This is a genomic window from Pontibacillus marinus BH030004 = DSM 16465 (assembly GCF_000425225.1).
Classification (GTDB): domain Bacteria; phylum Bacillota; class Bacilli; order Bacillales; family BH030062; genus Pontibacillus; species Pontibacillus marinus.
Genome location: NZ_KE384332.1, coordinates 124,039 through 143,087, shown reverse-complemented (window position 1 = coordinate 143,087; position 19,049 = coordinate 124,039). Strand labels below are relative to the sequence as shown.

General features: G+C 39.4%; 19 protein-coding genes. 1 reads left to right on the top strand and 18 read right to left on the bottom strand.

Annotated elements, in window-relative coordinates; genetic code table 11:
* Positions 1-155: 155 nt before the first annotated feature.
* From dprA to smc, 18 genes are all read right to left on the bottom strand, one after another.
* Positions 156-1,073 (bottom strand): DNA-processing protein DprA, encoded by a 918-nt coding sequence (gene dprA / locus H514_RS0118380; RefSeq protein ID WP_027448275.1) that lies wholly within the window; start codon positions 1,071-1,073, stop codon positions 156-158.
* A gap of 64 nt (positions 1,074-1,137) precedes the next feature.
* Positions 1,138-2,040, bottom strand: coding sequence for a succinate--CoA ligase subunit alpha (gene sucD, locus H514_RS0118375; RefSeq protein ID WP_027448274.1), 903 nt, complete (start codon positions 2,038-2,040; stop codon positions 1,138-1,140).
* A gap of 16 nt (positions 2,041-2,056) precedes the next feature.
* Entirely contained in the window at positions 2,057-3,217 is a 1,161-nt protein-coding gene (sucC, locus tag H514_RS0118370; protein ID WP_027448273.1) for an ADP-forming succinate--CoA ligase subunit beta, read from the bottom strand.
* Positions 3,218-4,150: 933 nt separating this feature from the next.
* Complete coding sequence (locus H514_RS0118365) at positions 4,151-4,426, bottom strand: EscU/YscU/HrcU family type III secretion system export apparatus switch protein (RefSeq protein ID WP_027448272.1); 276 nt, start codon at positions 4,424-4,426, stop codon at positions 4,151-4,153.
* Positions 4,423-6,333: a Vir family protein gene (locus tag H514_RS0118360; RefSeq protein ID WP_027448271.1), complete on the bottom strand. Its 1,911-nt coding sequence runs from the start codon at positions 6,331-6,333 to the stop codon at positions 4,423-4,425. Before H514_RS0118360 ends, H514_RS0118365 begins: the two co-directional genes overlap by 4 nt.
* 20 nt (positions 6,334-6,353) lie before the next feature.
* Positions 6,354-7,136 carry a ribonuclease HII gene (locus tag H514_RS0118355; RefSeq protein WP_036843379.1) on the bottom strand — a complete coding sequence of 261 codons (783 nt, stop codon included), beginning with the start codon at positions 7,134-7,136 and terminating at the stop codon, positions 6,354-6,356.
* Between the two features lie 96 nt (positions 7,137-7,232).
* Positions 7,233-8,096: a ribosome biogenesis GTPase YlqF gene (ylqF, locus tag H514_RS0118350; RefSeq protein WP_027448269.1), complete on the bottom strand. Its 864-nt coding sequence runs from the start codon at positions 8,094-8,096 to the stop codon at positions 7,233-7,235.
* Between the two features lie 52 nt (positions 8,097-8,148).
* A complete protein-coding gene (gene lepB / locus H514_RS0118345) occupies positions 8,149-8,703 on the bottom strand; it encodes a signal peptidase I (protein WP_027448268.1) in 555 nt (184 codons plus the stop codon).
* Between the two features lie 150 nt (positions 8,704-8,853).
* Positions 8,854-9,198 (bottom strand): 50S ribosomal protein L19, encoded by a 345-nt coding sequence (gene rplS / locus H514_RS0118340; protein ID WP_027448267.1) that lies wholly within the window; start codon positions 9,196-9,198, stop codon positions 8,854-8,856.
* 132 nt (positions 9,199-9,330) lie between these two features.
* Positions 9,331-10,068 (bottom strand): tRNA (guanosine(37)-N1)-methyltransferase TrmD, encoded by a 738-nt coding sequence (gene trmD, locus H514_RS0118335; protein WP_027448266.1) that lies wholly within the window; start codon positions 10,066-10,068, stop codon positions 9,331-9,333.
* Positions 10,068-10,586, bottom strand: coding sequence for a ribosome maturation factor RimM (rimM, locus tag H514_RS0118330; RefSeq protein ID WP_027448265.1), 519 nt, complete (start codon positions 10,584-10,586; stop codon positions 10,068-10,070). Before rimM ends, trmD begins: the two co-directional genes overlap by 1 nt.
* Positions 10,587-10,591: 5 nt before the next feature.
* Positions 10,592-10,981 carry a YlqD family protein gene (locus H514_RS0118325; RefSeq protein ID WP_027448264.1) on the bottom strand — a complete coding sequence of 130 codons (390 nt, stop codon included), beginning with the start codon at positions 10,979-10,981 and terminating at the stop codon, positions 10,592-10,594.
* 63 nt (positions 10,982-11,044) lie between these two features.
* The gene (locus tag H514_RS0118320) at positions 11,045-11,272 is read right to left on the bottom strand and encodes a KH domain-containing protein (RefSeq protein ID WP_027448263.1); all 228 of its coding nucleotides are present in this window, start codon (positions 11,270-11,272) and stop codon (positions 11,045-11,047) included.
* Positions 11,273-11,286: 14 nt separating this feature from the next.
* The gene (gene rpsP, locus H514_RS0118315; RefSeq protein ID WP_027448262.1) at positions 11,287-11,559 is read right to left on the bottom strand and encodes a 30S ribosomal protein S16; all 273 of its coding nucleotides are present in this window, start codon (positions 11,557-11,559) and stop codon (positions 11,287-11,289) included.
* Positions 11,560-11,955: 396 nt separating this feature from the next.
* Positions 11,956-13,302 (bottom strand): signal recognition particle protein, encoded by a 1,347-nt coding sequence (gene ffh, locus H514_RS0118310; RefSeq protein ID WP_027448261.1) that lies wholly within the window; start codon positions 13,300-13,302, stop codon positions 11,956-11,958.
* A gap of 14 nt (positions 13,303-13,316) precedes the next feature.
* Positions 13,317-13,640 carry a putative DNA-binding protein gene (locus H514_RS0118305; RefSeq protein ID WP_027448260.1) on the bottom strand — a complete coding sequence of 108 codons (324 nt, stop codon included), beginning with the start codon at positions 13,638-13,640 and terminating at the stop codon, positions 13,317-13,319.
* A 147-nt stretch (positions 13,641-13,787) separates the two neighbouring features.
* A complete protein-coding gene (gene ftsY, locus H514_RS0118300; RefSeq protein ID WP_027448259.1) occupies positions 13,788-14,855 on the bottom strand; it encodes a signal recognition particle-docking protein FtsY in 1,068 nt (355 codons plus the stop codon).
* A gap of 15 nt (positions 14,856-14,870) precedes the next feature.
* Positions 14,871-18,440 carry a chromosome segregation protein SMC gene (gene smc / locus H514_RS0118295; RefSeq protein ID WP_027448258.1) on the bottom strand — a complete coding sequence of 1,190 codons (3,570 nt, stop codon included), beginning with the start codon at positions 18,438-18,440 and terminating at the stop codon, positions 14,871-14,873.
* A 136-nt stretch (positions 18,441-18,576) separates the two neighbouring features.
* Here smc and H514_RS0118290 point away from each other — a divergent pair, with 136 nt between their 5' ends.
* Positions 18,577-18,801, top strand: coding sequence for a DUF1128 domain-containing protein (locus H514_RS0118290; protein ID WP_027448257.1), 225 nt, complete (start codon positions 18,577-18,579; stop codon positions 18,799-18,801).
* Positions 18,802-19,049 lie beyond the last annotated feature (248 nt).

Below are 19,049 nucleotides of genomic sequence, written 5' to 3'. Positions count from 1 at the left end.
CAGTGATTCAACTGCAATATTTATGAGTCTTTTGAACAACCTCATATCTTCAATCATTTATGAAAACGTTTATTTTATTTTAAAATCTTCCCTATTATTAAATATTTCTTCTCACTTTGTCAAACACCATTTTCTTATTTTTCCCGAATTGACGGTTAGGAAGATGGATTATTTGACATGAATCGACACCAGTTTGCTCTTAATTCTTCCCAATCTTCAGATAAATCATAGGTATTTTGAACTAATTTCGCTCCCATTTGAATTAAAGTGTGACATCCTTTTGAACGGTTATCAAGTATCGAATCAGGAATAGCATAAACTTCCCTTCCTTGTTCTAACGCTTGATCTGCTGTGATAAGCGAACCGCTCCGTTCCTTTGCTTCTACCACAAGAGTGCCATAACTTAAACCACTTATAAGACGATTACGTTCTGGAAAATGCCATTTTTGAGGTGATATATGAGGGGGATACTCAGAGATTAGAAGATGGTTATGAGCTAGTTTCTTCATTAATTCTCTATTTTGTTTAGGATAACAATGTTCGAAACCAAACGCTAAAACTCCTATTGTAGTTCCTCCTTCTTCAATAGCAAGCTGATGTGCAAATGAGTCTATTCCCTTAGCCAATCCACTCACAATATTCCATCCTTCTTTAATCAGAGGAGTGAGTATGTGGTTCATTTTTCTTTTCGCTTGAATGGTACAATGCCTAGTTCCTACAACGCTTATAGAGGGTAATCGTTTGAGAAGATCTTTATGACCAGTAATATAGATTACTGGTGGTGCATCAGGTATAGATAGAAGCTGTGGTGGGTAATCCAGGTCATAAAAGGTGATGGGGGTAAATTGTTCTATATAGACTCTTGTTTTGTCCCAGGATTCGATGGAATGAAGATGCTGAAATAGTTGTGAAGATTTTTGTAAAGATAGATGATATGTCTTTTGTAAGATCTCTGGGGATTGTTGAAAGAGGAGTTTTAGTGTAGGATCCTTTTGAAGAATAGAACGAATCAGACCTCTTGATCCGTAAGTTAGGGTGTGTAAATGGATTAATCGACTTTTTACATCTTGCAATCGTATCGTCTCCCTTTTTAATTTGGAATAAAAGCCCCTGAAATAAATCAGGGGCTTGTCTCAATTAATGTGTTTTACATTTTTCATAGATTCCGTTATTTTTCAGTACGTTAATAAGTGTTTCGCCCATAACTGCTGGTGTGTCAGCCACTTCAATACCGCACTCATTCATAACTTTTATCTTTTCTTCTGCTGTACCTTTACCACCAGAAATAATAGCGCCTGCGTGGCCCATACGTTTTCCTGGAGGTGCTGTACGTCCACCGATAAAGCCAACTACAGGTTTGCTTAGGTTGTCTTTAACGTATTCCGCAGCTTCTTCTTCCGCTGTACCACCAATTTCACCGATCATGATTACACCATACGTATCCGGATCTTCTTCAAACGCTTTAAGTGCATCGATGAAATCTGTACCGTTTACAGGGTCTCCACCGATACCAACAGCTGTTGATTGGCCGATACCTGCCTCAGATAATTGATGAACTGCTTCATAAGTAAGTGTACCACTACGAGAAACAACGCCAATATGACCTTTTTTATGAATGTAACCTGGCATGATACCAATTTTACATTCTTCAGGCGTAATAACACCTGGGCAGTTTGGTCCAACAAGACGTGTTTTCTTACCTTCCATGTAGCGTTTCACTTTAACCATGTCCACAACAGGGATATGCTCAGTGATACAGATTACCATATCCATATCTGCATCTGTTGCTTCCATAATCGCATCAGCTGCGAATGGAGCTGGTACATAGACAACGGATACGTTAGCGCCTGTTTCTTGTACAGCTTCTTCAACTGTATTAAATACAGGTACGCCTTCTACTTCTGTACCACCTTTTTTAGGTGTTACACCGCCAACAATTTTTGTACCGTACTCTAGCATTTGTTTTGTATGGAAAAGAGCTGTAGAGCCTGTAATACCTTGAACAATTACTTTTGTATCTTTATTAATATATACACTCATTTTCGTCCGTCCTTTCTTATTTTACTAATTCTACGATTTTCTCAGCTGCTTCAGCCATGGATTCTGAAGCTGTAATGTTTAAGCCTGACTCATCAAGAATCTTCTTCCCTTGCTCAACGTTTGTACCTTCAAGACGTACAACAAGAGGGATTTCAAGACCGACTTGCTTCGTTGCCGCTACGACACCTTCAGCAATAACGTCACATTTCATGATTCCACCGAAGATATTGACGAGAATACCTTTAACACTGGAGTCGGACAAAATGATTTTGAATGCTTCTGTAACTTTTTCAGTAGTAGCTCCTCCACCAACGTCAAGGAAGTTCGCAGGTTCGCCACCATAGTGCTTGATCGTATCCATTGTTGCCATTGCAAGTCCAGCACCGTTAACCATACAACCAATGTTACCATCTAGTGCGATGTAGCTTAGGTCGTATTTAGAAGCTTCGATTTCTTTTGGATCTTCTTCGTCAAGGTCACGTAGTTCTTGTACGTCTTTTTGACGGAATAGAGCGTTATCATCAAAGTTTAATTTTGCATCAAGCGCTAGAACTTCCCCTTCACCTGTTGTTACAAGTGGGTTAATTTCAGCAATTGAGCAGTCTTTTTCAACAAATGCTGTGTAAAGGTTCATCATGAACTTAACAGCTTTTCCTAGCATTTCATCTGGAATGTTAATGTTGAACGCTAAACGACGAGCCTGGAATGGCATAAGACCAGTAACAGGATCGATTACTTCTTTGAAAATTTTCTCTGGAGTTTCTGCGGCTACTTCTTCAATTTCAGTACCGCCTTCTTCAGACGCCATCATTGTAACGCGGGATGTAGCACGATCCAGAACAATACCTACGTAATATTCTTTTTGGATGTCGCATCCTTCTTCGATGAGTAAGCGCTTTACTTCTTTGCCTTCAGGACCTGTTTGATGAGTTACAAGTGTTTTGCCTAAAATTTCATCGGCATATGTACGCACTTCATCTAAATCCTTTGCAACTTTAACACCACCGGCTTTACCGCGGCCTCCAGCATGGATTTGTGCTTTTACTACCGATACATTTGAACCTAACTTTTTAGCTGCAGATACAGCCTCATCTACGGTATAGGCTACGTGGCCATTGGGAACGGCAACGCCGTAATTTCTTAAAATGTCTTTCCCTTGATACTCGTGAATGTTCATCTTCCATCCTCCCATCAATTTTCACTGCATGACCATTGTATAAAAAATCTATACAAATTGTCCACAAATTCAAAAAAGAAGTACAAAAAGTTTGTCAAAATTTCTTGATAATTAGCTAAATAAAAGAAGAATATTCCGGAATTGTAGGCATTTGTGAACATTAAGGATTTTATTCAGTAATATGGCAGTAATGTTGAATAAGCTGGTGTGGGGGAGTTCCGTTGCTCTTGTGGAGTGCGGCGGGCTGTGGAACGGGTTGCTTTCCTGCTGCCCCACACGACGTGGGGTAGTTCGGTGTTGCTACAGGAAGTAGCGGTTTTAACCGAACTTCATTGTTAACTTTAAAGCCTCCTCAGTCACTCTGTTCCCTGCGGGGTCTCGCTAGCCCGTTTGACCGCTGGAGTCAACCCGTTCCACAGCCCACCTTAGCCGAATGGTGATGAACGGAACCGCAGCAAACGTAAGGTATTCTGATTTAGAATAGAAGTTAAATTTCACATGCATCAAAGTGATCTAAAGCCTTATATGTAGAGCTAGAATACAGTTTCCTTAAGCAAGAGATAAAATGATCTCAGCCATGGGTCCGTTAACTTTCATATCAGCAAAGGGTGAGGGAAACGGCAAACTCCCGCGGTAGAAAGGGCGGACGAGATCCCGCAGAGAGCTTGCGAACGAGGAAGCTGAAAGTAAACAGGGAAGATCGACTAAGACCGCCACATCGTGTGGCAACTTCGACCTACCCCACGTCGTGTGGGGCAGCAGGAGTATTGCCGTTTCACCGATCCCTTACTCTCACAAAAGTAACGGACCTCCACCACACTTTATCTCGAAACCAAGTATTCAACAATAGGGCGCTTTTGCCGAATAAGACAATAATAATTTACATACTAAAAAACCTAGTCTAAACAACTAGGTTTTCTTCACATTTACTGTCTATTTCTTCGCCTGCTTATCAATGTTATAGACAAAAGCAAATACCTCAGCCACGGCCTGGTAGAGCTCCTCAGGGATGGTTTCATTGATATCTAGTTCACCTAATAAATTGACCAAGGTAGGGTCCTCTTGTATGGGAACGGCGTTTTCTTTTGCTTTCTCAATAATATTGGTTGCGACATCCCCTTTACCCTTTGCCACAACTTTAGGTGCTTGTTCCGCTTCTGCATCATAATTTAAAGCAACTGCTTCTCTTCGTTTTTCCTCATTACTCATATGCGAAAATCTACCCCTCCTTGAGAATAAGGGCTGGAATACCTTTGTTTTGCTGCCATATCACTTGATTTTGCTTCAGTCTCTAAGGATCGATGTCTAACGGTAGAGAGTTTATAATCAAGCTTTTCTAGCCCCTCTTCTAGCATTGGTTTAAACGACTTTATTAGATTTTCTGCTTGATCATTGTCTGTGTATAGCGAAAGCTGAACAATTCTCTTTTGAATCCGCATATCTATAACAGTTTCATCCAGTGACTGTAACTGCAAATAAAATAGAATGTGGCAGTAATCAGGATCAATCTCATCCTGCTCGTTTTTCCGTCCTTCTAAGTCCATGATTAAATCTTGTTCAATCCCAAACCAATTTCCAGGTAGTTGTAAGTTCATTTGGAGCGTTTGGTCTGAATCTTGCACAGATAAAACCATGCCATTTAGATGGTTCAGTATCGAGGATAACTTATCTGATACTTGTGATGGCAGTGAGTCATGCAGGCTCTGTAAAATAGATCCCTTTAACGTATGTTCACTCTTAGCTAGTTCTACTCCATCTTGCTGGTTAATCATTTGATGTTCATAGTTTAATCCACTTTGTTGCATCACGCTTTTCAATTGAGTTAGAAAATAATCTTTCCCAGTTGGAAGCATTGCAGAATGTTCCTGTTGAACAGATGATAGTAATGGCATAAGGGTTCTTGATTCATGTTTAGTAAGCTGGCTATTCGTTACGTCTTGCACTGCCTGAAAAACTTGTTGTAGACGTCCTAACGTTTGTTTAGCTTGATCAACTGACTGAACGTTTTGAAGTTGACTAAAAAAATTCCTTAGAACTTCTTTTGTTACACCTTGTTGCTCAAGCTGTGAGGATAATTTATTCAACATTCCTTCCTGTTGGAACATTGTAGAAGTCTGCCTTACCTGATGTAGCGCCTGTGACTGTTTTTGGCTAGAGGTATGTGTTCCTTCAATGATATGAGCGAGATTTTGTGAAAACGTTCTTAGTTGTTGTTGGTTCCCTTTTGCGATTGGTAGTTGTTTTTGAAATAGTTCAACCAAACGCCTCGCAATGGCTTCTTCATTTGTCTGAGATAATGGTGCGTTTTGGAGATGTGTTGCAGATCCTTTTACATCAGTAGAGTTAAGCCAACTTTTAACTTGTTCGCTCCAATTTACTTGATTTTTATTGTTAGGAATTAGCTGAGCTTTTTGTAAAAGGGAATAGGTTGTCTGATTCTGTACCTCTGAACTTCTTCCCATTAAACTCGTTAACTGTTGGCTAAATGATTGGTTCGATTGACTTAAGGTAGACTTTGATATCGATTGAGATCCTTCAGTATTCGAAGCCTCTAATCCATTTAAAGACTGTAAGGATGATGTTAGCGTTGGGCTATTTCCCATTCGTTCACGTAAGGCTAAAAAGATGGATTCTTTCAAGGGTAGCTTCTTATTCATCATCTCAAGTAATACATTTTTCGTTTCTGGAGATGCATTATACTTCTCTAGAAGTGGAAATGCTTGCTTCAGATCACTTTGTGAAAAAGGGATATTTTGTTTTATAAGTTGTTGGACTAGCGAAGCCCTATCCTTTTGATAAGTCATCCCCAATTGAGATAAAAGAGAGGAAACACTCCTATCACCTTGACCAGCAGGGGAATCACCAAGAACCTTCAGGTGAACAAGGTCTTCCGCTGATTCTACCTGAAACATGTACTGTCCATGCAGGTTTAAAGCAGCTTGTAATTGAGCACTCATTTGTTTAGTACCAATCTGTATGAGTGCTTTCTGGCCAGGAAATAGTTTTAACACCTTCCCTGTTACCATTTGACCTGGCTTCAAAGAAGCTTGTTTAGTAGATTGTGTTGAGGTTGTTCGTAGGGATTCCATTACTTGAGAAGCCAAGTTTGCATTCAAAAAGCTCATCTCCTTTTATCTCATGAGGTTGACTGTAACACCTTTTTCACAGGAGCAAATGAACAACGGTGATAAGGAGTTGCTCCATGTTCTGTGAGGGCATCCATATGTTTTTTGGTTCCATATCCCATATTGCTACCGAAATCATAGGTTGGATATTCATTATGAATTTGTTTCATATATCGATCCCTTGTCACTTTCGCTAAAACACTTGCTGCAGCTATAGAAATACTTCGTTGATCACCTTTTACAATCGCCTCAAAAGGTACCGTGGATTCGTGCAATTGGACAGCATCAATGAGCAATTGATCTGGTTTAGGTTCTAGCTGAGAGATTGCTCTTTTCATAGCCGTTTTCGTTGCTTCATAAATGTTTAATTCATCAATTTCATCATTGTGAACAATCCCGATTCCATAGCTCAGAGAATGTGTTTGAATATAATCAAAAAAGCGATCTCTTTGTTCTTCTTTTAGTTCTTTAGAATCGTATAAGCCTTCTAAATAAAAAGATTCATCTAGAATGACTGCAGCAGCTACAACAGGGCCAGCTAAGGGGCCTCTGCCTGCTTCATCAATTCCTGCTATGTACTGTTTCCCTTCCTGCCTATAGGTATCTTCAAACACGCTCATATCCTGAAACTTTTGTTTAAGACTTGCTTTACGTTCAAGTTCCTTTTCGTATCGGTTTATAAGCTGTTGAACACCTTTACGTTTATCACTTTTAAATGTATCTATCTGTTCTTCTGTACATGTTTCCTGAAATAAAATTTGCTTGATCTCTTTTATCGTTTTTTTATCGCTCACGGTTCTCCCCCATTTGTTCTTCTATCGGCTCATTTTATATAATTCTGAATTAAGCTCAGAAAAAACCTACCACAATGGAGCGTGGTAGGTTTTCTATCACTCATTATCTTCTATCATTTCAGGTGTTTCAAGCGTCAATTGACCTAGCTTGCCTCCACGTAAATCACGAATGATGACTTCAGCTACTTTATCATAATTGATACGTCCGCCACTTTCTAAACAGCCACGTTTTTTACCAATCCGATCAAACACTTCTTCCATATCTTCAATGTCCGGAGTTAAATCATACCGTTCTTCTAACACTTCTGGATAGTGTTCTTGAGCAAACCGAATGAAATAGGCTGCTACATCTGGAATGGGTAATATATTATCTTTAATTGTCCCAAGTGCTGCAAGACGATATCCAACGTTTTGATCTTCAAACTTCGGCCATAGAATTCCCGGTGTATCCAATAGCTCAAAATCTTTCTTCACTTTAATCCATTGCTGAGCCGTTGTAACACCTGGTTTATCACCTGTCTTGGCAATCTTCTTTTTCGCTACACGATTAATTAACGTTGACTTACCGACATTAGGGATACCAATGATCATCGCACGTGCCGCTCTTGGACGCAAACCTTTATTAATCTGCTTTTGCACCTTTTCTTGCCCCAACTCTTTAGCGGTTTGAATGACTTTTTGAATATCCTTTTGATTTTGAGCATTAATTGCAATCGCTCTAATCCCTTGGCTTTCATACCAATGAATCCAAGCATCTGTGCGGCTCTGATCTGCTAAGTCCTTTTTCATCATCAATACCATCTTTTGTTTTTGGTTTAACACTTGATGAAGCATTGGATTTTGAGATGAATAAGGAGATCTAGCATCAACTAACTCAATAACAAAATCAACGAGTTTTAACTTCTCTTGAACTTCTCTTTTGGCTTTAGCCATGTGTCCTGGAAACCACTGTATTGTCATTTGTAATCACCTTCTTTTATGCGTTAGACAATGTGGAACTTAAGATTATAGATTATTCTCCTACAAAACCGAAACGATCTAATGGCCAGGCAATTAATTGCGCCTTTCCCACAAGCTCGTCCACAGGAATTAATCCAAGTCTTCTACTATCTTTTGAGTTCGTGCGGTTATCCCCTAATACCAGTACATGTCCGTCCGGTATCTTCTCGAAATTACCCGGTAGATTTTCTAAAGTGAAATCATGAGTGTATGTTCCTGAAAAGGATTCCACCCGTTCTTCTAGATATGGTTCTTTGACAGGCTCATCATTTATATATAATGTTTCATTTTCATATTTAACATGTTCCCCTGGTAACCCTATAACACGCTTAATATAGTCTCTAGATTCAGTGGCATGAAAAACAACAACATCAAAACGATCTGGCTCACCTAGTATGTAACTAATTTTATTGACGATTAAAAAGTCTCCGTTTTGTAAGTTAGGTTGCATGGATGGACCATCTACTATAACCGGAGAAAATAGAAACAAACGTATGACAATTGCTAAGATGGCAGCAATCCCAAACGCTTTTATCCAATCAAACCATTCACTTCGCTTTTCAGCCACCTTGATCCCCCTAATCTTCTCAGAAAAACACGGTTATCTACCAAAATGGCGAAACCGATGTATTTTCTTATCTTAAAGTGTAAAAAATTTCTTATGAAAGAACAAAAAGGAGCCTGGCAAAAGCAAGCTCCTTTTCGATAATTACATCTCTTAGCGGATTTCTTTGATACGCGCTGCTTTTCCACGAAGGTTACGTAGATAGTAAAGCTTAGCACGACGTACTTTACCGCGACGAGTAACTTCAATTTTATCGATGCGTGGTGAATGTACTGGGAATGTACGTTCAATACCTACGCCGTAAGAAATCTTACGTACGGTAAATGTCTCAGAGATTCCTCCGCCACGGCGCTTGATTACAACACCTTCAAAAACCTGGATACGTTCACGGTTACCCTCAACAACTTTAACGTGTACCTTTACCGTATCACCAGCTTTGAATGTCGGAAGATCTTGTTTTAGTTGTTCCTGAGTAATTTCTTGGATTAAGTTTTGCATCCTTGTTTCACTCCTTCTCCACCAATGCTCTTACCTGGATTCACCTGGTAGCGGAACATTGTTAATTCACTTAAGTATCGACTTAAGCACAAGGTTTAATATACCATATTCTTATTGGATCTGCAATAATGTTTATTGATTCTTCCATTTTTCTATCCATTTTAATTCTTTATCGGAAAATGGATAGTCTTCTAATAAATCCTTACGTCTTTCAAATGTTCTTTTTAAGGATTGATAATGTCTCCACTCATCAATTTTCGCATGATTCCCTGATAACAATACTTCTGGTACTTGCATACCTCTAAAATCACGGGGTTTGGTGTAATGAGGATGCTCTAGTAGCCCATTTGAAAAAGAATCTTCTGGCGCAGAAGTCTCATTTCCTAACACGCCAGGTAATAGGCGAACGACACTGTCCATTACAACCATTGCTCCAAGTTCTCCACCGGTTAACACATAATCACCAATAGAGATCTCATCAGTCACCAGATGTGTACGAATGCGTTCATCATACCCCTCATAATGTCCACATAGAAAAATTAAATGGTCCTCTTGGGAAAGTTCCTCAGCTTTTTCTTGTGTATGTGGTTCACCCTGTGGGCACATTAATATGACCCTCGGCTTTTTATCAGAGGATTGTTTCTCTATCGTTGATTCAACAGCATCAAATATAGGTTGTGGTGAAAGGACCATCCCTGCTCCACCACCATATGGCGTATCGTCTACTTTTTTATGCTTACTTTCTGTATGTTCCCGAAAGTTCACAGTGTTATAGGAAAATGCGTTCATGTCCTGAGCTCGCTTCATGATAGAAGTGTTTAACACACCCTCAAACATTTCAGGAAACAGGGTTAGTACATCTATATGCATTACTCTAGCAGCCCTTCCATAGGTTCAATGATTATCTTTTCGTTCTCTGGGTCAACTTGTTTAACGACTTGTTCAATGTAAGGAATTAAAACATCTTTTTGTTGCGGTCTTTGAATTACCCAAACATCATTTGCACCAGGAGATAAAATTTCCTTCACCTTTCCTATGGTGCTTCCATCCGTTGTCTCCACATGACACCCTATAATTTCATGATAATAAAATTCTCCTTCATCCAAAGGGGTCTGCTGCTCTTTTGTTATCGCTAGTGTGCCACCTTTGAAGCGTTCAACATCATTGATATTGTCATACCCCTGAAAATGAAGAAGATGAAAATTCTTGTGAGTACGATAGGCATCAATCGTAAGGGGAACTTGTTCTTGATTATCAGGTGAAACCCAATATACTTCATTTCCTACTACAAAACGATCGTCAAAATCAGTCACTTGAATAACGCGAATTTCTCCTCGAACCCCATGGGTGTTGACCACTTTTCCAATCGTAAACATGTTTTTATTCATCTTTATCACCTATCTATTCGTATCACTTTACCATCTTGAACAATTATAGCTCCTGTGCTACTAACATCATTCCAAATGTCTCCTTCTTCTACATGGACGATCGTTTCTACTTCGTCTTCAGTGATTTCACTGCCTAAAGGAAGTACATCAAGTTGTTCAAGCTGATAGTCAATCCAACGAATTTTTTCTTTACGTTTATCAATTTCCTTTTGAAACCTCTTCGATACGTCTTCTTTAGAAATATTCTGCTTGGCTTCTATTTTGCGTTTTTCAAAAGAGAGTTGCTGACATTCTTGATCTAGTTGAGATTTACGCTTATCAAACTGCTCCTGCATGGAAGCTTTGCTTGATTCGGTTAATACCTGCTTAACGGGTACTTTTTTTATAATCTGCATTGATCATGCCCCTCACATACTCTTTGAATATGTAAAAAGGGAAAGGGTTATCCCCTCTCCCTTTTACATAATATCCAAATAGATTCGCTTTTTGGAATTTGATCCGGCTGCATAAACAACGGTTCGAATTGCTTTAGCAATACGGCCGTGTTTACCGATCACCTTTCCGACATCATCTTTATGAACTGAAAGATGATACGTAATTTTACGTTCTTCTTCTTGCTCATTCACAACGACTTCATCTGGGTAATCGACAAGCGGACGTACAATTGTTTCAATTAAGGCTTTCACGATATCACACTACTTTACTTTTGAGTTTTTTGTGCGTGAAACTTCTCCATGATGCCTTGAGTTGAGAATAGGTTGCGTACTGTGTCAGAAGGCTTAGCACCTTTAGTCATCCAATCTAATGCTTTCTCTTCGTTAAGAGTAACCTCTGTTGGTTGAGCTGTTGGATTGTATGTTCCGATTTCTTCGATAAAACGTCCGTCACGAGGAGAACGTGAATCTGCAACTACTACACGATAGAATGGGTTACGTTTACTACCCATGCGCTTTAGGCGAATTTTTACTGCCATTGTTAAATACCTCCATATTTCTATTGCTTTAATTAATAGCTTTACACAAGTTTAGATTGTAGCAGAGAAGTTCAAGTGTGTAAAGGGTTTTTACATTACATAGCTAAAATTTAGTGCAGAGACGACCGTTTGGGGGCGTACGAATAAGCAAGATCACCCGAAAAATAGGGGGAGATTGCTTATTTGCTAGCCTCTGGGAGTCGGAGCCGGATATCACATCATGGAATAAACCAAGATTAGCCCAGTGCTATAAAAAACTTATTCGCTGAAGTGATGTCTAGCTCCGGCAGCTAGGGCCTAGCGTCATAAGCAACCTTTATTCCAGTGGCTAATCGCCACTTCCAGAAATTTTGCTTATGCGTACGGCACTGAGCAAGCTGCCTCCGCATTTCGTTTTTACATAAACGGTAAATTAAAGCCGCCTTTTTTACCCTTTTTACCTTTTTGATTTGTCATCTGCTTCATCATTTTCTTCATATCACTAAACTGTTTTAAAAGACGATTTACCTCAGATACGTTACGTCCGGATCCTTTGGCAATACGTTTTTTACGACTTGCGTTCATGATACTAGGGTCTTCACGCTCTTTTTTCGTCATAGACTGAATGATCGCTTCAATATGATTGAGCTGATTCTCATCAATCTGAGCATTTTTCAACCCTTTCATTTTGTCAGCTCCTGGGATCATACCGATGAGCTCATCAAGTGGCCCCATGTTGCGGACTTGCCCCATTTGCTCAAGAAAGTCATCCAATGTAAAGGATGCGTCTTTCATTTTTTGCTCAAGTTCCTTAGCCTGGTCCTCATCAACTTCAGCTTGCGCTTTTTCGATAAGAGTTAAAACATCTCCCATGCCAAGAATACGTTGAGCCATACGCTCAGGATGGAATGGTTCTAGCTGATCTAGTTTCTCACCCATACCAGCAAACTTAATTGGTTTCTCTGTGACAGCTTTAATAGATAGTGCAGCACCACCACGAGTGTCACCATCAAGCTTCGTTAAAACAACACCTGTTACATCTAATTGTTCATTAAATGTTTCAGCAACATTAACCGCATCCTGACCTGTCATCGCATCAACTACGAGGAATGTCTCGTTCGGATTAACGGTAGAACGAATTTGTTGAAGCTCATCCATAAGGTGTTCATCAACATGTAGACGTCCAGCTGTATCAATAATGACATAATCATTATGATTTTCTTTAGCCTGCTGGATTGCTTCCTGAGCAATATCAACAGGATTTGCTTCTGTGCCTTTTGAGAAAACAGGCATACTTAGTTGATTACCTAGTGTTTCAAGTTGATTGATCGCTGCAGGACGATACACGTCTGCGGCAACAAGTAGCGGGCTTTTATTGTGTTCTTTGCGTAAATGATTAGCAAGCTTACCAGTTGTAGTGGTTTTACCTGCACCTTGCAGACCAACCATCATGATAACTGTTGGGGGACGATTAGCTACAGCAATTTTGCTTTGCTCGCCACCCATTAAGTCTGTAAGCTCTTCTTTTACAACTTTAATGACTTGTTGTCCCGGGGTTAAGCTTTGCATAACCTCCTGGCCAACTGCGCGTTCTTTCACTCGCTTAACAAAGTCTTTTACAACTTTAAAGTTTACGTCTGCCTCAAGTAGAGCCAGGCGAACTTCACGCGTCATTTCCTTAACATCAGCTTCCGTTACTTTACCTTTGCCTTTAATTTTCTGTATCGAATTCTGCAGTCGGTCGGCTAAACCTTCAAATGCCATAAAAAGCCGCCCTCCTAATCTAAATTCTCAAGAGACGTGAGTATGCCTTGAACATTCTCATCATCACTTTGAATGGATTGTTTTAATTGATTCAGAAGCTCTTGTCGCTTTAAAAAGCGATCATATAAGTGCAGCTTGCTTTCATATTCTTCAAGCATGGACTCTGTCCGTCTAATATTATCATAAACGGCTTGCCTACTGACCTCAAAAGTATCAGAGATTTCACCTAATGAATAATCCTCTAAATAGTACAGTTCCATGTAACTTCGTTGCTTATTCGTAAGCAATTCTTGATAAAAATCAAACAAATAATTCATTCGAGTTGTTTTTTCTAGCAAAGCAAGCACTCCTTGTTAAGTGAAATGCCTTTACATACAAATAGTACAGAATGAAAGGCAGGTGTGTCAAGGCGTCAGCCTAATTTCCATTAAAAGAATGGGTGGTTATTCCTTCCACCCACTCTTTCCAAAAATAGACCTAACCCTTTAGTCTTCTTTTTCTTCGCTTTCTTCAAGCATATCAGCAAACAATCCGTAAACAAACGCATGTGCGTCAAATGCTTGTAGGTCGGTTACTTTCTCTCCAAGTCCAACAAATTTCACTGGAATATCAAGCTCTTTACGGATTGCCATGACAATTCCACCCTTAGCTGTTCCATCTAGCTTTGTTAGAACAATACCACTAAGATTTGTTGCTTCAGAGAAGATTTTAGCTTGACTAAGTGCATTTTGACCCGTTGTAGAATCTAACACCAATAAGGATTCATGTGGTGCATCTGGAATTTCGCGCTCAATAACCTTATTTACCTTAGAAAGTTCATTCATGAGGTTTACTTTGTTTTGAAGACGACCTGCTGTATCGCAGATTAAGACATCTGCCCCTTTAGATTTAGCAGATTGAATCCCGTCATAAACAACGGCTGCGGGGTCGCTTCCCTCACTGTGTTTAATAACGGGTACACCCACACGTTCCCCCCAGATCTCTAATTGTTCAATCGCACCAGCACGGAACGTATCTCCAGCTGCTAAGACGACGTTTTTTCCTTGTTCTTTTAGCCGATGAGCTAGCTTACCAATTGTTGTTGTTTTCCCAACTCCATTAACACCAACGACAAGAAATACGGTTAAGCCGTCTTCGTTAAAGGTAAGCTCTTCAACTTCTTCGTTGTCATCACCATAATAGATGTCGACAAGCTTTTCTGAAATGACTTCTTTTACTTCGTAAGTCTCCTTAATGTTACGTCTTTTTACTTCGAACTTTAACTCATCAATTAAATCCATAACTGTATTCACGCCAACGTCAGCCGTGATAAGAATTTCCTCTAATTCTTCGAAGAAATCTTCATCAACAGTACGATAGCGAGCAACAAGGTCGTTTACCTTGCCTGAAAACGAATCACGCGTTTTAGAAAGTCCTTGTTTAAACTTTTCCGATAGACTCTCTTTTTCTTCTTCCTCTTCTTCACTTGAATCCGAGTCAGTTTCTACGATTTGTTCTTCATATTCTTCTTCTTTTTTTGTGATTTTTTCTTTTAATTTCTTAAAAAAGCTCATATACTCTCTTCCTTTCTAAGTTCCATGTACAAGTTCTTTTGTTTCTTCTAATCGAACGGATACTAGCTTGGACACTCCAGATTCCTGCATGGTAACACCATAGAGGACATCCGCTTCTTCCATTGTACCTTTACGGTGAGTAATCACAATAAATTGGGTATCCTTACTGAATTCTTTCAGGAACTGAGCGAAACGGTTCACATTCGCCTCATCTAGCGCTGCTTCTACTTCATCCAATACACAGAACGGCACAGGACGTACACGTAGAATAGCAAACAATAAAGCAATTGCTGTTAAAGCACGTTCGCCTCCTGATAGTAAACCAAGATGTTGAAGCTTCTTACCTGGGGGCTGTGCCACAATATCAATACCCGTTTCTAAGATATTGTTCGGATCAGTCATCCGAAGATCTGCATTACCGCCACCGAATAATTCTTTAAATACCACTGTAAATTCTTCACGGATTTGAGTGAATGTATGCTCAAAACGACGTTGCATTTCGCCATCCATTTCTGAAATAACATCGAACAGCGTTGATTTCGCTTCAAGTAAATCGTTCTGTTGGTCAGTTAAAAAGGCATGACGTTCCTGAATGCGATCAAATTCTTCAATAGCTCCGATATTTACAGTGCCGAGATCTTCAATGGCACGTTTAATTAATTTTACGCGCTTTTGTGCCTCTTCCATATTTTCTGTTTTTGGATAGGTTGCCCTCGCTTTTTCAAAAGTGAGCATATATTCCGCTCTAAGTTGTTCTAGGCGGTTTTCTAACTCTACATCCAAGCGATTTGCTTTAACTTCTTTATCCTGAATTTCTTGTGTTATGGAATGATGCTGACGCTTCATCTCTTTGAGTTCACGTTCAATATCCTGGATCGATTGAGAGCGATTGCTACGATTCTCACGTCTTGTTCGAATTAATTCCGTATTGTTTTCTTTTTGCTTACGCTTCTCTTCAATCTGAGTATCGAGCTCCTCAGGTGATTCGGAGCTGTTATTGATATCATCCAGATTGTTAAGATCTTCTTCATAGCGATTTATGCTAGCATTCAATTCATCTAACTGTTCCTGAACACTTTTTGTCTTTTCTTTTTGGTTTTGAACTTGAGCGTCCTGTTCTGCAAGCTTCACTTGTAAGCTGTTCAGTTCTTGTTGTAGATGCTCTTGGCTTGTTTTTTGAGAATGTTGTTGAGCAGACAGTTCATCAATCGATGATTGAATAGATTGAAGCGTTTGTTCGATATTCTCCAGATCTTCTTTTAGTGTCTGGCTCTTTTTCTGTAGTTCAGTCTGGTCCTCATCATATTGAGCCTTATCTTGGTCATAAAGCTTCAAATGTTCATTTGCATTTTTCTCTTGTAGCTCTACTTCACGCAAGCGACCCTTACTGTCTTGTTCTTTATAACGGGCCTGTTCAACCTTTTCTTGCACTTCTGAACGTTGTTGTTGTTTTTCTTGTATTTCTTCTTTTTGCTTTTTCACGCGTTCTTCATATTGCGCTGTTCTTGTTTCAAAGTCTTGTAGTTTACTTTGAAGATCCTGTAATTCTTTTTCTCTTGTGAATAAGGATTGCTTATTACTCTTTTGTGCGCCACCTGTCATAGAGCCACCAGGATTTACGACATCCCCTTCAAGGGTTACGATTCTGAACCTTCTTCCCGTTGAATTTGCGATGTCGTTGGCATCTTTGAGCGTCTTTGTAATGATAATGTTGCCTAGCAAATGACGAATGACTTTATCATAAGACGATTCATACTCAATCAAATCTGCTGCAATTCCTACAAATCCTTCGTGCCCTTTTGCAACAGATAAGCGATCTTGAGGAATATATTTGGATTGTATAGACGGTAACGGCAAGAAAGTTGCACGACCGTTATTGGTTTTCTTTAACCAGTTAATAGCTCCTCTGGCCTGGGATTCATTGTCCATGACAACATGCTGTGCTTGTGCACCAAGAGCTGTTTCAATACCTGTCACATATTCTTTAGGAATATCGATTAGTTCAGCTACAGCACCGTGCACACCTTCGAGATTACCACTTTCTCTTGCTTTTAATACCGCTTTTACACCATGAAAGAATCCTGCGAAATCTTCTTTCATGTCTTCTAGCATTTCTTTTTTCGACTTTAGCTTCTCTAGATGCTGATAACCTTGATAGAGCTTTGTTTGTTGCTCTTGGAAATCAGCTTCTTCATGCTCAAGTTCCGTATTTATGCGTTGAAGTTGCTGCTCTAATTCTTGACGTTCTTTGCTAACTTCCTGAACTTCTTGTTCAATACTAGACTTCTGTTCATGCAAGCCCGTTCTTTCCTCAAGCAAGTTTTTAAACTTGTCTTGTAATCGTGACTTTTTCAACTCAATTTGTTCGAGTTGTTGTCCAACTGACTGCTTCTCATTACGTTTGGCTGCTTGAGAATTGAGTTGCTCAATATATTCACTCTTTAACTCTTCAATCTTCTCTTCATTGTTTTCCTGAGAAGCTTCTAATTTAGCTTTCACCTCTTTTAATTTATCATTTGTTTCTTTACGTTTTTGCTCAAATTCAGTTAAACGAGCAGACTCTTGCTTGTATTGCTCCTCTAACTCATTTTTTCGAACACGTTGTTGCTCAAGGTCTTCTTCGAGCTTAGAGCGATTTTGAGCATAGTGCTTGTTACGTTCAGATAAAAGCTCTTTTTTTCCTTCAAGGTTTTCGAGTTCTTGTGTTAATACGAGTAAGGACTCTTGCAATTCCTCGATCGAATCATCCAGTGCTTGGATATGACCACGTTCTTCCTCAACTTTTGCTTCCTCATTTTGAATTTTCGTGTTGAGATTAACTTCTTGGTCTTTTTGCTTTTCAAGTTCTTGCTTTAACTCTTCCCACTGACCATGAAGAGATTCTATTTCTGCTACGAGTAAAGAAACTTCATGGTGTTCGAGTTCTTCTTTTTTCTCTAAATAATCTTTCGCCACAGCGGCTTGTTCCTTAAGTGGCTCTAATTGGTTTTCGATTTCATAAATAATATCTTCTACACGATGTAAGTTCTCTTGCGTTTCAGCAAGCTTATACTCAGCCTTTTGTTTGCGCTGTTTATATTTCAGTACACCTGCCGCTTCTTCAAATATGGAACGTCGCTCTTCTGCCTTGGAGCTTAATATTTCCTCAACTTTCCCCTGACTAATAATGGAGAAAGCCTCCCGCCCAAGTCCAGAGTCCATAAATAAGTCGATAATATCTTTCAAGCGACACGTTTGCTTATTTATATAAAACTCACTTTCACCAGAACGGTAAACACGGCGTGTAACTGAGACTTCTTGATAGTCTATTGGGAGTGCGTGATCTTCGTTATCTAATACAAGTGATACTTCTGCAAAGTTTAGGGCATTTCTTGAATCACTACCAGAAAAGATAATATCCTGCATCTTTCCTCCACGCAGTGATTTCGCTGATTGTTCACCAAGAACCCAACGAATAGCGTCTGTAATGTTACTTTTCCCGCTACCGTTCGGACCTACGACAGCTGTTACTCCTGGCACAAAATCTACCGTAATCCGTTCGGCAAACGATTTAAATCCTACTGTCTCTAAACGTTTGAGGAACATTTAACTTCCTCCTATGTATAATCTTTTTGTCGAAATTCTTGTTGTGTAGTTTTCATTTTCAACTGTTTTATTTTATCATAAAGTAAGGAGTCTTAGAAGAAAGCATTGAAGCTTTAATGAAACGAGGAGTGTGAACATGAATTTAAATGAACCAACTAACGAAAATTTACGTTACATGATTAACCATCTTGCTGATCAATTGCAGGTTGTTAACCGTGGACTTATGGATCCAGAAGATTATGATCTTAAGCATTATGAAGATATTAAAGATATCTATGACATGACCCAAATGAGAGGCCAGATGAGCGTTTCCGAAATCCAGGCTGTTGTTGGGGAGTTAGGAAAGTTCCGTAAAAAATAGAAGAACACATAGGTTTGTGTAGGTTCTATATCATAGTAGATCGTTTGAAAGCTCAGAGTATTTTGCTCAGAGCTTTTGTTTTGAGTTCAATATATTCATTATTTTTATTCAGTATTATGGCAGTTATGTTGAAGACTTGAAACTGAGAGGAGTCCGTTGCATTTATGCAGTGCTGGGGGCTATGTTCATTCCCTTGGGTAAGCGACGGAATCGCTCGGGTAGGCGACAGATTCGCTCGGGTAAGCGAC

Excerpts from the sequence above, each read along its gene's own strand:
- sucD (WP_027448274.1), bottom strand. The coding sequence starts at position 2,040 with ATGAGTGTATATATTAATAAAGATACAAAAGTAATTGTTCAAGGTATT.
- sucC (WP_027448273.1), bottom strand. The coding sequence starts at position 3,217 with ATGAACATTCACGAGTATCAAGGGAAAGACATTTTAAGAAATTACGGC.
- H514_RS0118365 (WP_027448272.1), bottom strand. The coding sequence starts at position 4,426 with ATGAGTAATGAGGAAAAACGAAGAGAAGCAGTTGCTTTAAATTATGAT.
- ylqF (WP_027448269.1), bottom strand. The coding sequence starts at position 8,096 with ATGACAATACAGTGGTTTCCAGGACACATGGCTAAAGCCAAAAGAGAA.
- rplS (WP_027448267.1), bottom strand. The coding sequence starts at position 9,198 with ATGCAAAACTTAATCCAAGAAATTACTCAGGAACAACTAAAACAAGAT.
- trmD (WP_027448266.1), bottom strand. The coding sequence starts at position 10,068 with ATGCATATAGATGTACTAACCCTGTTTCCTGAAATGTTTGAGGGTGTG.
- rimM (WP_027448265.1), bottom strand. The coding sequence starts at position 10,586 with ATGAATAAAAACATGTTTACGATTGGAAAAGTGGTCAACACCCATGGG.
- H514_RS0118325 (WP_027448264.1), bottom strand. The coding sequence starts at position 10,981 with ATGCAGATTATAAAAAAAGTACCCGTTAAGCAGGTATTAACCGAATCA.
- rpsP (WP_027448262.1), bottom strand. The coding sequence starts at position 11,559 with ATGGCAGTAAAAATTCGCCTAAAGCGCATGGGTAGTAAACGTAACCCA.
- ffh (WP_027448261.1), bottom strand. The coding sequence starts at position 13,302 with ATGGCATTTGAAGGTTTAGCCGACCGACTGCAGAATTCGATACAGAAA.
- ftsY (WP_027448259.1), bottom strand. The coding sequence starts at position 14,855 with ATGAGCTTTTTTAAGAAATTAAAAGAAAAAATCACAAAAAAAGAAGAA.
- smc (WP_027448258.1), bottom strand. The coding sequence starts at position 18,440 with ATGTTCCTCAAACGTTTAGAGACAGTAGGATTTAAATCGTTTGCCGAA.
- H514_RS0118290 (WP_027448257.1), top strand. The coding sequence starts at position 18,577 with ATGAATTTAAATGAACCAACTAACGAAAATTTACGTTACATGATTAAC.